Below are 12,668 nucleotides of genomic sequence, written 5' to 3' on the forward strand. Positions count from 1 at the left end.
TTCTAGTCTGAAGCCGTGACCAGCAGCGATCTCGGAGACTTTCTGCGCGCCCGGCGCGCACGCCTGCGGCCGGACGACGTCGGACTCGTCTCCTACGGACGCCGCCGCGTGGCAGGGCTGCGTCGCGAGGAGGTCGCGGTCCTGGCCGGGATGAACAGCGACTACTACGCGCGGCTGGAACAGGGGCGCGAACGCGGCCCGTCCCCGCAGATCCTTGACGCGATCGGCGACGCCCTGCGCCTGGACGAAGCGGCGCGGGAGCACCTCTTCCGGCTGGCGGGCACGGCGCCGGACGGCGCCCGGCGCGGTGCCCGCCGGCCGAGGGAGTCGATCGGCGCCCCGCTGCGCCAACTGTTGGACGGGTACACGGGCACCCCGGCCTTCGTCCTGAATCCCGCCACCGACGTGCTGATGGCCAATGCCCTGGCCGACGCGCTGTTCTCCCCGTTCGCGCAGCGGGACAACCTGGCGCGCATGATCTTCCTCGACCCCGCGGCCCGGTCGTTCTTCGTCCGTCGGGACCTCGCGGCCGAGGCGGTGGTGGCCGGCCTGCGCCACGCGACCGGCCTCGACCCGCACCACCCAGGCCTGAGCGCCCTGGTACGTGAACTCGGCGGGTCCAGCACGGAGTTCGCGCAGCTCTGGGTCGCGCACTCCGTCCGTGGCAAGACCCGCGACACGAAGGAACTCGACCACCCCGACGTCGGGCCGCTCTCGCTCGCCTTCGAGTCGTTCGCCGTGCTCGGGGCGCCGGGCCAACAGTTGGTGATCTACCACGCCGAACCGGGAAGCCCGAGCGCCCGCGGCCTCGCCCTGCTCGGCAGCCTGCACGCGACCCGCCGGACGACCTGACCGCGCGTCGGGCGGGCGGGCCGGGCTGCCGCACCCGGGCTCAGGGTGCCGAGGCCCGCGTCGTCCACGCCGCGAGCGCCCTCGCGCGGCCGGTGCGGCGCAGGTCGGCGTCGGCGCTCCGGGTGGCCCAGGCGACGTGCCCGTCGGGGCGGACCAGGACCTCGCGGACCCCGTCGAGCTCCGGGTGTTCCTCGGCGGCGCGGGCGGTGACGTCGCTGATCCGCGGCCCCCGTCCGGCGGCGGGGGCCTCGTACGCCCGCGAGTGCGGGTCCCGCGCGTGCGTGAGGCGGAGCAGGACGAAGCCGCCCTGGTGCAGGAGTTCGTACACCCGCGTCGCATCCGAACCGGCCGGATCGGTCGTGCTCAGGCCGATGTCGGGCATGCGGCGGCCGATCAGCGGATCGGCGCCGGGGCAGGCCGACGGGTAGGCGGTGTCGAGCGCGGAGACCTGGTCGGCGAGGCGGCGGTTGACCTCGGGCATCCCCAGCAGTTCCTCGAAGAGCCCGCGCAGCGCGGCGGCCGGCCGCCGGTACCGGGTCACCAGCGGCAGCTCCGCCAGCAGCGTCTGCACCTCGGTGTTCTCGGTGACGGCCCGGCCGACGGGGTGGCGCTCGGCGTGATAGCTGTCGAGGAGCCCGGGCGGGGCCCAGCCGCGCACCTCCGCCGCCAGTTTCCAGCCCAGGTTCATGGCGTCCTGGAGCCCGGTGTTGAGGCCCTGGCCCGCGGCCGGGAAGTGGATGTGGGCGGCGTCGCCGGCCAGCAGGACGCGGCCGGAGCGGTAGGCGGCGGCCAGCCGGGTGGCATTGCCGAAGCGCGAGAGCCAGTGGGGCCGGTCGACCCCGAAGTCGGATCCACATATCCGCACGAGCCCCGTACGGAACTCGTCCAGGGTCACCGGCACCCGCGCCGGCGTCCGCATCCGCTCCGGGTCGATGTACACGAAGCGGGTCAGCCCGCCTTCCAGCGGGACGGCAAGCACGCCCGCGTCCCGCGCGGTGGCGAGGGCCGCGGGGTCGGCCCCGACGGTGGCGAAGTCCCCGAGCACCCCGGTCAGGGTCTCGTCCGTGCCCGGGAAGTCGATTCCGGCCGCCTGCCGGACGAGGCTGCGCCCGCCGTCGCATCCCACCAGGTACGCGGCGCGAACGAGCCGCGGGTCCCCGGCCGGCCCACGCACCTGCGTCTCGACCCCGTCCTCGTTCTGCCGCAGGCCGGTGAGCGTGTGCCCGCGGTGTATCCGCACCCCCAACTCGTGGGCCCGTTCGGCCAGCAGGGCCTCGGTGCGCGCCTGGGCCAGGAACAGCGTGTACGGGTGGCGGCTGTCGAGGGCGGCGAAGTCCAGCGGGGTGTCGAGGGCGGCGAAATGCCAGCCCGGCACGGTCCGGCCGAGCTCGAGGAAACGGGGTGCGAGCCCGCGCAGGTCCATCAGTTCCAGGCTGCGCGGATGCAGGGTCAGCGCCCGGGAGTCCTGCTGGGGCTCGGTACGCCGCTCGACGACGTGGGTCCGTACGCCGGCCAGGGCCAGCTCGCAGGCGAGCAGCAGCCCGGTCGGTCCCGCGCCCACGACGATCACATCGGTATCCATCGGTGATCCCTCCCATATTTAGTGAACATCGTTCACGTGAACGATGTTCACTATAGTGAGGCCCATGAGTTCTCCGTCAACCCCGGCCCGCGGCCGCCCGGCCCGCCTCGACCGAGACCGGACGGTCGACACGGCCCTGGACCTCCTGGACGAAGTCGGCCTCGACGCGCTGACGATGCGCCGCCTGGCCGATGCGATGGACGTCCAGGCCGGCGCGCTGTACCGGTACTTCGCCACCAAGGACGACCTGCTGACCGCGATGGCGGAACGGATGCTGGCCGATCTCGCGGCGACCGGCACCGACGGCGACTGGAGCGAGCGGCTGACCACCCTCGCCCGAGCCATGCGGGCGGCGCTGCTCGCCCGCCGCGACGGCGCGCGCGTCTACGCGGGCACGCACGCGACCGGACCCCACACCCTCGGCTTCGCCGAAGCGGTCGTCGGAGTGCTGCGCACGGCCGGCTTCGGCGAGGAGGACGCGGCGCGCTCGCTGATGGCGTTGGCCCACTTCACCATCGGCCACACGCTCGAGGAGCAGGCCGCGCTCCGGCCGTCGGGAGACGGCGGGGCGGCGGATCCCGAGCGCCTGCGCCTGGCGGCCGAGCCCGAGCGGTATCCGCAGCTCGCCGCCGTGCTGCCCACGCTGACGAGCGGTGACTTCGCGGCGCACTTCGACTTCGGGCTGTCCCTGCTCCTGCGGGGGCTGCGCGCCCTGGAGCACTCGTAGGGCCGGGGCCGGATCGGGCCGCGTCGTTCGCTGACCTGCGGCGACAGGCCCTGAAATATACTGTCGGGGTGACTGAGAACCCCCTGCCTCCCTGCCCCGAATGCGCGGGCGCGTACACCTACGAGATGGGTGCGCTCCTGGTCTGCCCCGAGTGCGGCCACGAGTGGCCCCTCGCCTCCGGGGAGTCCGGCGGTGCCTCCGAGGAGCGGGTGATCAAGGACTCGGTCGGCAATGTGCTGGCCGACGGCGACACCGTGACGGTGGTCAAGGGCCTGAAGGTCAAGGGCAGCGCGTCGGGCATCAAGGCGGGCACGAAGGTGCGCAACATCCGCCTGGTGGAAGGCGTCGACGGCCACGACATCGATTGCAAGATCGACGGGTTCGGCGCGATGCAGCTGAAGTCCAGCGTGGTCAGGAAGGTCTGATCGGCGGCGTCGGCCCGCCGTGAACGGCGGGGGGTGCTTCTTCACGGCGTCCCTGTTGGGTGGCTGGCTCCTGTTCCGCTTCGTCGAGATGCCCGCCATGCGCCGCTTCGGCCGCGCCAAGCCTCGTACACGGCCCGCCCCGGACTCGGCCGGCGCCCCCCTACGAGGGCCCGGGGCCGCAGCAGGGCCAGGACCCGGCTCCGGTCCCCGCGGCGGTGGGTGGCGGCCACCGCACCACCTGACCGCCCGCCCCGCGGCCCGTACCTCTTACGCCTCCTCCTACGCCTCCCCGCCCGCGTCCGCGTCCGCGCCCGCGCCCGCGCCCGCATCCGCCGACGCGGGCTTCGGGCTGTCGTGCCTCGCCCCCGTGGATGCCGCGGTCAGGCTCGACAGCATGCGCAGCCCCGCGTCGGAGGGGGAGGACTCGGGAGCGCTGTAGAGCAGCATCCGGTGGTTGGTGCCGTCGGTGAGGTTCAGGTTCTCGAAATCGAGGGTCAGCGGGCCCACGACCGGGTGGTGCAGGTTCTTGGTGCCGACCGTGCAGTCCCGTACGGGGTGCTTCGACCACAGCGAGGCGAAGTCGGGGCTCTGCAGCATGAGCGACCCGATGAGCTCGGCGAGCGCGCGGTCCTGCGGATTGCGGCCGGCGACCAGGCGCAGGGCCGCCAGGGCGACCCGCGCCTCGCTCTTCCAGTCCGTGTAGAGATCCCGGGTGTGCGGGTCCAGGAACAGCATCCGCGTGAGGTTCGGGCGGACGGCCGGGTCGTCGGGGCTCGCGATGTCGACGTGCCCCGCGAGCAGGGCGTGCCCCAGCGGATTCCAGGCGAGCACGTTGTTGCGGCCGTCCAGGACCACCGCCGGGACGTGCGGCATCGAGGTGATCAGACGCCGCGTGGTGTCACGGGCGTACTCGGGACGCGGCGACTGGGCCCGCTTGGCACGCGGCGGCCGGGCGAGGTTCAGCAGATGCGCGTGCTCGTCCGGGGTCAGGCGCAGGGCGCGGGCCAGGGCGTCGAGGACGCTGTCCGAGGCGTTCGTGCTCTGCCCCTGCTCCAGGTGCGTGTAGTAGGTGATGCTCACGCCGGCCAGGAGGGCGAGCTCCTCGCGCCGCAGCCCGGGCACGCGCCGGCGGGTGCCGTGGGAGGGGAGCCCGACGTCCTCGGGCTGGAGCTGGGCGCGACGAGTGCGGAGGAATTCGCCCAGAGCAGTCGGTGTGTCCATGCGTTCCAGTGTGCCGGGGGACGGCGCCGAACTGTGCTCGGGAAGGTGGCCCTGGGAGTGCTAGCTTGCCCGGCGCCAGCAAGACCAGGGGGCTGGGTAACCCCCTCCGACCGGTCCAGAGTCGGTGACGCAACAGCTCGTTGCGTGATCGAGAGGATGTGGTTCGCGATGTCGGTCGTCGAGGGTGCGCGGGTCGTCGATACGGGAGCGGAGGGGCCCGTTCGGTTGGACGGGCGTCTGAAGTTGGTTCTCGTGGTGCTGCTGGTGGCGCAGTTCATGCTGGCGGTCGACTTCTCGATTCTGAATGTGGCGTTGCCGGTGATCGGTGACGGGCTGGGTTTCTCGTTGTCGAATCTGCAGTGGATCGCGACGTCGTTCGCGTTGTGCGCGGCGGGTTTCACGTTGTTGTTCGGCAGGGTGGCGGATCTGTTCGGTCGGCGCCGACTGTTCCTGGTGGGTCTGGCGGTGTTGGGTCTGTCGTCGTTGGCGGGTGGTCTGGCGAACAGTCCGGAGATGCTGCTGGTGGCGCGTGTGTTCCAGGGTCTTGCGACGGCCGCGGTGACCCCCGCCGGCCTGTCGTTGTTGACGACGTCGTTCCCGGAGGGGCCGTTGCGTCAGAAGGCGTTGGGTCTCAACGGTGCGTTGATGTCGGCGGGGTTCACGACGGGCGCGATCCTGGGTGGTGTGCTGACGGATCTGCTGTCGTGGCGGTGGGCGTTCTTCATCAACGTGCCGGTGGCGTTGGCGGTGTTGTTCATCGCTCCCGCGGTGATCAAGGAGTCGAGTCCGTCGGTGCGTCCGAAGCTGGACCTGCCGGGTGCGACGGCCGTGACGCTGGGTCTGCTCGCGCTGATCTACGGACTCACGCAGGCGGGTGAGCGCGGTTGGGGTTCGGGCGGTGCGTTGGGTTGGCTGGCGGCGGGTGTGGTGCTGCTGATGGTGTTCTACGCGATCGAGTCGAAGAGCGCGGCTCCTCTGGTGCCGGTGTCGGTGTTGAAGAAGAAGACGGTGGCGTGGGGCAACATCGCGGGTCTGATCGCGTTCCTGACGGAGACGAGTCTGGTCTTCCTGATGACGCTGTATCTGCAGGAGGTGTTGGACTTCTCGCCGCTGACGGCCGGTCTGTCGTTCGGTGTCCTGGGTATCGGCACCGTGATCGGTGGTTCGATCGCACCGCGCGTCATCGGGGCGACGAACACCCGCACCACGCTGATCGTGGGTGGTCTCCTCCAGGCGGTCGCGACGTTGAGTCTGATCGCGTTGGGTGAGACCTCGTCGAGCATGTGGCTGCTGCTGGCAGCGACGTTCGCGGGTGGTATCGGCAACATGCTGGTGATCGTCGGGTTCATGGTCACCGCCACCACCGGTCTGCCGGACCACGAGCAGGGCATGGCGACGGGTCTGGCGACCATGACGCAGCAGGTCGGCATCACGATGGGCACGCCGATCATGTCCGCCATCGCCGCGGCCAACACCGACATCCACGCCGGCATCACCACCGCGGTCATCGTCAACACCGCCATCGTCGTCCTCGGCACCCTCACCACCGCCCTCTTCCTCCGCACCAAGCGGTCCAGCTGACGAAGTGCGCGCCTCCACCAAGGCAACTCCGCCTTGTGACAGCCCTGTCCCGGCCGCGAACGTCGGCCCCGGGCCCGGCGCGAGCGCCGGCTACCGATGGAAAGGAACTTCCCGCACCGGCTGGCCCAACTGCGCGCCCTGCTGGGCGAGGCCGTCGCCCTCCCGGCCCCCGCCCCGCACGCCGCGGCCCCGGTGGACGCCTCCGGCCCGGCCCTCCAGGGTCAGGAGCGGTCGAGGCCCCAGGTCTGGAGCGCGTAGGGTCGGCCCTTCTCCTCGCCCGTGATCAACGGCACGTCGAGGAGGCGGAAGCCGGCCCGGGTGGCCACGCCGACGCTGGAGGCGTTCTCGGCCTCCAGCTCCAGGATCACCCGGTCCACCCCCAGCTCCTCGAAGGCGTACGCGGCCATCACCCGCACCGCGCGGGCGGCCAGACCCTGGCCCCGGTGCGCCGGACCGAGGGCGTAGCCGAGCTCCGTGCCCTCGGGCGCGCGCCTCAGCATCACCTCGCCGAGCGGGGCGCCGCCGTCGACGGTGATGGCCAGCAGAAGGGCCGCACCCTCCTGGCGCAGCCGCCGGGCCCGCTCGAGCCGGTTGCGGGCGGCCTCGTCGTCGAAGGGGGAGACGATCGGCGTCCAGTAGGCGATGTCGGGGTGGTCGAAGAGCTCGGGCATCGACGCCAGGTCCGCCGCCGTCCAGTCACGCAGGACCAGGCCCTCGCCCGTCAGCTCCATCCGGTCGGGAAACGACGGCGTCGTGCTGCTCATGCGGGAGGACCTCCGTGATCGGTGCGGGACGAGCCAAGATATCCGGCGACCGGTCATCCGTTCACCGGGATATCCGCCCGACAGCGCCCCGGGCCGGATCCGGCCGGCTCATACCGCCCGGGTCCGGAAGGGACGACCTAGACCGCGTACCGGTCCGGGGCGAAGAGGGAGGGGTTCGCCGCGATCCAGTCCGAGGTGCGGCGCAGACCCTCCTCCAGGTCGACCCGGGGCCGCCAGCCGGCCCAGTCGCGGGCCCGGGAGTTGTCCGACAGCAGGCGCTGGACCTCGCTGCCCGACGGGCGCAGCCGGGTCGGGTCCACCACCACCTCCGCGTCCCGGCCGGACGCCGCGATGAGGGCCTCGGCCAGGGCGCCGACCGAGATCTCCTCACCGGTGCCGAGGTTGACCACCTCGCCCAGCGCCCGGTCGCATTCGGCCACCGCCAGGAAGCCCTCAGCCGTGTCCGTCACGTACGTGAAGTCCCGGGTCGGCGTGAGCGAGCCGAGGCGGATCTCCCGGGACCCCGCGTGCAGTTGCGCCAGGATCGTCGGGATGACCGCGCGCGCCGACTGGCGCGGCCCGTAGGTGTTGAACGGGCGCACCACCGTCACCGGGAGTTCGAAGGCGTGGTGGAAGGAGAGCGCCATCATGTCCGCGCCGATCTTCGACGCGGAGTACGGGGACTGCGGCTGCAGCGGGTGGCTCTCGGAGATCGGCGCGGTCAGCGCCGTCCCGTAGACCTCACTGGTCGAGGTGTGCACGAGACGCCGTACGCCGTGCCGCCGGCAGGCCTCCGCCACGTTCTGCGTGCCCGTGACATTCGTCTGCACGTACGCGCCCGGCGAGGCGTAGCTGTACGGAATCCCGATCAGCGCCGCCAGGTGGAAGACGGTGTCGCAGCCGGCCACCGCGTCGCTGACCCGGCCCGCGTCACGGACATCGCCCGCCCACATCTCCACCGGACCGTCCGGGTCGGCGAGGTAACGCGCCAGGTGGCCCTTCTCGGCGTACGGCTTGTAGTGGACGAACGCGCGCACGCGCGCACCCCGTGCCACCAGCAGGTCCACCAACGTCGAGCCGATGAAGCCCTCCGCGCCGGTGACGAGGACGGTGCGGTCGGTCCAGCTGTTCATATGCGCTCCAGGTGAGGGGTGGGGACGAGGCCGGCGACGCGCAGGACTTCCGCGGCCAGCAGTTCGGCGGCCCGCGCGTGCGGGCCCGGGTCGGCGGCGCCGGCCATCGCCGACAGCCGCGCGGGGTCGGCCAGCAGCGGCCCGATGAGGCCGGCGAGGCGTTGGGCGGTGGTCTCGGCGTCGGGCAGGAGCAGTCCGGCACCCGCGTCCGACAGCACCCGCGCGTTGTGGGTCTGGTGGTCGCCGGGCGCGTACGGGTAGGGCACCAGGACCGACGGGACCCCGGTCGCCGCGAGCTCGGCGACGGTCGCGGAGCCCGCACGGCACACCACCAGGTCGGCGGCCGCGTAGACGAGGTCCATCCGGTCCAGGTACGGCACGGCCCGGGCGATCCGCTGCCCACCGGACGACAGCAGCTCGGCCACCGTGTCCGGCAGCGCGTCCGGACCGGTCTTGACCAGCAGCTGTACGTCGTCCCGGTACTGCCAGAGGTCGGCGAGCGCGGCTGCCGCCCGCGTGAGGCGGATCGCGCCCAGGCTGCCGCCGTTGAAGACGATCAGCCGGCGCCCCGCGGGCACCCCGAGCGCGCGCCGGGCCTCGGCGCGCAGTGCCACCCGGTCCGGTCCGGGCAGCTCCGCGAGGCCGGACAGGGCCGCCGAGATCGGCATCCCGGTGGTCAGCGCCCGGTCACCGCCCGAGAGATGGCCCCGGCTGCGGTCGAAGGCCACCGCGACGTGCGGGGTGAGCCGGGCCGCGAACTGGTTGGCACGGCCGGGCACCGCGTTCGACTCGTGGATCACGGCCGGCAGCCCCGCCAGTCGGGCGCCGAGCACGGCGGGGGCGCTCGGATATCCACCCATGCCGACGACGACGTGGGCACCCTGGGCCCGGATCACCGAGCGCGCCTGGTGCGCCGAGCGCAGCAGCGCCGCGGGGAGCAGGTACCGCTTCGCGCCCAGCGCGGGATCGAAGGGGATCATGTCGACGGTGTGCAGGCGGTAGCCGGCGCCGGGGATCAGCTCGGTCTCCAGGCCCCGCTCGGTCCCGATGAACGAGACCACGGCGCCGGGCACGGCGCCGCGCAGCGCCTCCGCGAGGGCGAGACCGGGATAGATGTGCCCGCCGGTGCCGCCCGCACCGATCACGACGGAGAGTGCCGCGGATGTGTGGGGTGTGGTGGTGGTCATGGGCGCACACTCCCGGTGCGCCCTAAGAACGTTCTAAGAGGTTCTCTCAGAAGCCTTTGGCAGGCTGTGCCCCATGAGCTCCACGGACAGCACAGGCGGCACACGCGGGACGAGCGGCACGGGTGGCACGGGCAGGCAACGCATCCTCGTCGTCGACGACGAGCCCGAGGTGCGGGCGGCCGTCGAGGACGGACTCGCGGTCGAGGGGTACGAGGTACGCGGCGCCCCGGACGGGCTCGCGGCCCTCTCCCAGGTGGCGGACTGGGAGCCCGACGCGGTCGTCCTCGACGTGATGATGCCCGTACTCGACGGCCTCGCCGTCTGCCGGCAGCTGCGGGCGCTGGGCGACCGTACCCCCGTCCTCGTCCTGACCGCGCTCGACTCCGTCAGCGAGCGCGTCGACGGACTGGAGGCGGGCGCCGACGACTACCTCGTCAAACCCTTCGCCTTGGACGAGCTGGTCGCCCGGGTCCGCGCACTCCTGCGACGGGCCGCGCCCGGACCCGCCGGTGCCACCGCCCCGCTCGGCTTCGCCGACCTCGTCCTCGACCCGGCGACCCGGACCGGTCGCAGGGGGAGTCGTCCGCTGGAATTCAGCCGGACCGAGGCGGCCCTGCTCGAACTGTTCCTGCGCCACCCCGGCCAGGTGCTCCCGCGCGAGCTGATCCTCGAACTGGTGTGGGGGCGGGACTTCGGGCCGGACTCCAATTCCCTCGCCGTCTACGTCGGATACCTGCGCCGGAAACTGGAGGCCGCGGGCGAGCCCCGGCTGGTGCACACCGTCCACGGGGTCGGCTACCGGCTGGACGCGGCGTGAGCGGCGGCCGCCGGCGGCTCGGCCGGGTCTGGCGCAGGCGCGGCCCCCTGCGCACCCGGCTGGCGCTGTCGGTCACCGCCGCCGTGGCCCTCGTGGCCGTCGGGGTGTGCGCGGCGGCGTTCCTGGTGGTCCGCTCCGCGCTCTACGAGCAGCTCGACCTCAGCCTCACCCAGTCCGCGCGGCTCGCCGCCCAGCGCAACCCGGGGGACGCGCCGGGCACCCTGGCCGGGGAATGTCGGTTCCTGGCCGCTCCCGCCTGCGCGGAGGTGGTGGCCGCCGACCCGGCCAAGGACCCGGAGACACCGGGACAGCTGCCCGTGGATCCGGCGGCGCGGAAGGTCGCCGCGGGCCGGAAGGCCCCCTACTACACGAACATCACGGTGGCCGGGTATCCCGCCCGGATGCTCACCACCGACTACGCCAAGGGGCGCGCCCTCCAGGTGGCCCTGCGGGCCGACACCGTCGAGGACGGCATCGAGGAGGCCGCCCGGTGGCTGGTGCTCACGGCGGCGGCCGGCGTGCTGCTGGCCGCCCTCCTCGGGTACTGGGTCTCGCGGACCGGCCTGGCCCCGGTCGCCCGACTCACCGCGACCGCCGAGCGGATCGCCGCCACCCGCGACGCACGGCACCGGATCGAACTGCCGCCACCGGGGCGGGAGGACGAGATCACCCGGCTGGCGGCGAGCTTCAACACCATGCTGGGGGAGCTCGAACAGTCCATCGCCGCACAGCGCCAACTGGTGGCGGACGCCTCCCACGAACTGCGCACCCCGCTGACGGCCCTGCGGACCAACGCCGAACTGCTGGCCCGGGCCGACCGGCTCACCCCCGACCAGCGCGAGCGCGCCTCGGCCGCGCTGGGGCGGCAGTTGCGGGAGGTGACCGGACTCGTCAACGACCTGATCGAGTTGGCGCGCGACGAGGAGCCGCAACCGCTGGTGGAACAGGTCGCGCTGGGCGCGCTGGTGGAACATTGCGCGCAGGCGGCGCGGACACACTGGCCGGCCGTGCCCTTCCACGTGGAGGTGCCGGCCGAACCCGTCGTCGTGCCCGGGGTACCCGCGCGACTCAGCCGACTGTTGGGGAACCTGTTCGACAACGCGGCCAAGTTCGGCCGGGACGGGCTGCCCGTCGAGGTGGAGCTGGTGGCGGGCGTCCCGGGCGGCCGGGGCCCGGAGCTGACGGTCCGTGACCACGGCCCGGGGATCGCGCCGGAAGACCTGCCGCACGTCTTCGACCGGTTCTACCGGGCCGGGGCGGCCCGCGCCCTGCCCGGGTCGGGGCTCGGCCTGGCCATGGCCCGGCAGATCGCGCGGGCGCACTCCGCCGAGCTGACCGCGGAGGCCGCCCCGGGCGGGGGCGCGTTGTTCAGGCTGGCGTTCTGAACGGAGCCCGGGCCCGCGCACGTCACGGCCGGAGCAGGGCGCGTCGCACCGACTCCCGACATGCGCGTCCCACGCCCAAGGCGGGGCCGGCCCGTCGGTTTCCGTGGTGCGAGCGCCGACAGGCCGACGCGCATGTGTTCTGAGGCATGCTGGTGGCAGAGTCCGATCATGGGGGAGAGAGCCGATGGAACGGCACGTCGAGTTCGAGCGACTGCACAACTTCCGGGACCTGGGCGGCTACCGGTCCGCCGACGGTCGGACCGTGCGGTGGAGGACGCTGTACCGGGCCGACTCGCTCGGCAAGCTGGTCGGCGGCGACCGGGAGCGGTTCCTGAAGCTCGGGATCGGGACCGTGATCGACCTGCGGTATCCGTGGGAGATCGAGGCCAAGGGACGGGTGCCCGAGGCGGACCGCTTCCGCTACGTCAACCTGAGCATCGAGCACCGGCCGTACGACCAGGCCGAGATCGACCCGGACATCGACCCCTGGCGCTACCTCGCGGACCGGTTCGCCGAGGTCACCGAGGACGGGGCCGACGAGATACGCCAGGTCCTGGAGGAGCTGGCGCAGGCGTCCGGCCCCGCGGTCTTCCACTGCACCTCGGGCAAGGACCGGACCGGGCTGATCGGAGCCTTCGTACTGACCCTGCTCGGGGTGGAACGGGCCGACGTCCTCGCCGACTTCGCGCTCACGGAGCTGGCCACCGAGCGGCTCGCGGCCGACTGGCGCGCCGCCAACCCGGACCGGGTCATGAAGTGGCCGAGCTACGGCCGCGCCCCCGCCGTGATCATGGAGTTGGTGCTCGCGGACCTGGAGGCCCGGTACGGATCCGTCCACGGCTACCTCACCGACCGGGTCGGGCTGCGGGAGCGGACCGCGCAGCAGCTGCGCGACCGGCTGCTGACCACCCCCTAGGTGTATTGATCACGAGCGTTGTTGACACTCGGTAGGTCTTGAACATGGCGAAGACCTCCGGTGTGGTGGGAGCTGTCT

General features: G+C 72.8%; 13 protein-coding genes. 8 read left to right on the forward strand and 5 right to left on the reverse strand.

Features of this window, described 5'->3' with window-relative positions:
- Positions 1-15: 15 nt before the first annotated feature.
- Complete coding sequence (locus AB8A24_RS26180; protein ID WP_328964322.1) at positions 16-852, forward strand: helix-turn-helix transcriptional regulator; 837 nt, start codon at positions 16-18, stop codon at positions 850-852.
- Positions 853-892: 40 nt separating this feature from the next.
- Here AB8A24_RS26180 and AB8A24_RS26185 read toward each other — a convergent pair whose 3' ends face one another.
- Positions 893-2,434 (reverse strand): monooxygenase, encoded by a 1,542-nt coding sequence (locus AB8A24_RS26185; protein ID WP_328964323.1) that lies wholly within the window; start codon positions 2,432-2,434, stop codon positions 893-895.
- A gap of 64 nt (positions 2,435-2,498) precedes the next feature.
- On the opposite strand from AB8A24_RS26185, the gene AB8A24_RS26190 reads away from it, so the two are divergent.
- Together AB8A24_RS26190 and AB8A24_RS26195 are read left to right on the forward strand one after the other, a co-directional pair.
- Positions 2,499-3,161: a TetR/AcrR family transcriptional regulator gene (locus tag AB8A24_RS26190; RefSeq protein WP_328964324.1), complete on the forward strand. Its 663-nt coding sequence runs from the start codon at positions 2,499-2,501 to the stop codon at positions 3,159-3,161.
- Positions 3,162-3,229: 68 nt separating this feature from the next.
- Entirely contained in the window at positions 3,230-3,586 is a 357-nt protein-coding gene (locus tag AB8A24_RS26195; RefSeq protein ID WP_369477798.1) for a zinc ribbon domain-containing protein YjdM, read from the forward strand.
- Positions 3,587-3,865: 279 nt separating this feature from the next.
- On the opposite strand, the gene AB8A24_RS26200 is transcribed toward AB8A24_RS26195, so the two are convergent.
- Positions 3,866-4,807 carry a helix-turn-helix transcriptional regulator gene (locus tag AB8A24_RS26200; RefSeq protein ID WP_369477799.1) on the reverse strand — a complete coding sequence of 314 codons (942 nt, stop codon included), beginning with the start codon at positions 4,805-4,807 and terminating at the stop codon, positions 3,866-3,868.
- 168 nt (positions 4,808-4,975) lie between these two features.
- On the opposite strand from AB8A24_RS26200, the gene AB8A24_RS26205 reads away from it, so the two are divergent.
- Both AB8A24_RS26205 and AB8A24_RS26210 read left to right on the forward strand, forming a co-directional pair.
- Positions 4,976-6,388 (forward strand): MFS transporter, encoded by a 1,413-nt coding sequence (locus tag AB8A24_RS26205; protein ID WP_369477800.1) that lies wholly within the window; start codon positions 4,976-4,978, stop codon positions 6,386-6,388.
- 96 nt (positions 6,389-6,484) lie between these two features.
- The gene (locus tag AB8A24_RS26210) at positions 6,485-6,646 is read left to right on the forward strand and encodes a hypothetical protein (protein ID WP_328964329.1); all 162 of its coding nucleotides are present in this window, start codon (positions 6,485-6,487) and stop codon (positions 6,644-6,646) included.
- Here the strand turns inward: AB8A24_RS26210 and AB8A24_RS26215 are convergent.
- From AB8A24_RS26215 to AB8A24_RS26225, 3 genes are all read right to left on the reverse strand, one after another.
- Positions 6,610-7,152 (reverse strand): GNAT family N-acetyltransferase, encoded by a 543-nt coding sequence (locus tag AB8A24_RS26215; RefSeq protein ID WP_328964330.1) that lies wholly within the window; start codon positions 7,150-7,152, stop codon positions 6,610-6,612. The genes AB8A24_RS26210 and AB8A24_RS26215 overlap by 37 nt on opposite strands.
- A gap of 137 nt (positions 7,153-7,289) precedes the next feature.
- Entirely contained in the window at positions 7,290-8,285 is a 996-nt protein-coding gene (locus tag AB8A24_RS26220) for an SDR family NAD(P)-dependent oxidoreductase (protein WP_328964331.1), read from the reverse strand.
- Positions 8,282-9,472, reverse strand: coding sequence for a glycosyltransferase (locus tag AB8A24_RS26225; RefSeq protein WP_369477801.1), 1,191 nt, complete (start codon positions 9,470-9,472; stop codon positions 8,282-8,284). The genes AB8A24_RS26220 and AB8A24_RS26225 overlap by 4 nt, the downstream gene beginning before the upstream one ends.
- Before the next feature lie 73 nt (positions 9,473-9,545).
- Here AB8A24_RS26225 and AB8A24_RS26230 point away from each other — a divergent pair, with 73 nt between their 5' ends.
- From AB8A24_RS26230 to AB8A24_RS26240, 3 genes are all read left to right on the forward strand, one after another.
- The gene (locus tag AB8A24_RS26230; protein WP_328964333.1) at positions 9,546-10,289 is read left to right on the forward strand and encodes a response regulator transcription factor; all 744 of its coding nucleotides are present in this window, start codon (positions 9,546-9,548) and stop codon (positions 10,287-10,289) included.
- Positions 10,286-11,674, forward strand: coding sequence for a HAMP domain-containing sensor histidine kinase (locus tag AB8A24_RS26235; RefSeq protein ID WP_328964334.1), 1,389 nt, complete (start codon positions 10,286-10,288; stop codon positions 11,672-11,674). Before AB8A24_RS26230 ends, AB8A24_RS26235 begins: the two co-directional genes overlap by 4 nt.
- 184 nt (positions 11,675-11,858) lie before the next feature.
- Positions 11,859-12,590, forward strand: coding sequence for a tyrosine-protein phosphatase (locus AB8A24_RS26240; protein WP_328964335.1), 732 nt, complete (start codon positions 11,859-11,861; stop codon positions 12,588-12,590).
- The last annotated feature ends 78 nt before the right edge of the window (positions 12,591-12,668 follow it).

It is taken from the genome of Streptomyces sp. BF23-19 (assembly GCF_041106355.1).
GTDB lineage: Bacteria > Actinomycetota > Actinomycetes > Streptomycetales > Streptomycetaceae > Streptomyces > Streptomyces virginiae_A.

What these genes read in the sequence shown, in the direction of transcription:
- AB8A24_RS26185 (WP_328964323.1), bottom strand. Translation starts at nt 2,434, where the DNA reads ATGGATACCGATGTGATCGTCGTGGGCGCGGGACCGACCGGGCTGCTG.
- AB8A24_RS26190 (WP_328964324.1), top strand. Translation starts at nt 2,499, where the DNA reads ATGAGTTCTCCGTCAACCCCGGCCCGCGGCCGCCCGGCCCGCCTCGAC.
- AB8A24_RS26200 (WP_369477799.1), bottom strand. Translation starts at nt 4,807, where the DNA reads ATGGACACACCGACTGCTCTGGGCGAATTCCTCCGCACTCGTCGCGCC.
- AB8A24_RS26205 (WP_369477800.1), top strand. Translation starts at nt 4,976, where the DNA reads ATGTCGGTCGTCGAGGGTGCGCGGGTCGTCGATACGGGAGCGGAGGGG.
- AB8A24_RS26210 (WP_328964329.1), top strand. Translation starts at nt 6,485, where the DNA reads ATGGAAAGGAACTTCCCGCACCGGCTGGCCCAACTGCGCGCCCTGCTG.
- AB8A24_RS26215 (WP_328964330.1), bottom strand. Translation starts at nt 7,152, where the DNA reads ATGAGCAGCACGACGCCGTCGTTTCCCGACCGGATGGAGCTGACGGGC.
- AB8A24_RS26220 (WP_328964331.1), bottom strand. Translation starts at nt 8,285, where the DNA reads ATGAACAGCTGGACCGACCGCACCGTCCTCGTCACCGGCGCGGAGGGC.
- AB8A24_RS26225 (WP_369477801.1), bottom strand. Translation starts at nt 9,472, where the DNA reads ATGACCACCACCACACCCCACACATCCGCGGCACTCTCCGTCGTGATC.
- AB8A24_RS26230 (WP_328964333.1), top strand. Translation starts at nt 9,546, where the DNA reads ATGAGCTCCACGGACAGCACAGGCGGCACACGCGGGACGAGCGGCACG.
- AB8A24_RS26240 (WP_328964335.1), top strand. Translation starts at nt 11,859, where the DNA reads ATGGAACGGCACGTCGAGTTCGAGCGACTGCACAACTTCCGGGACCTG.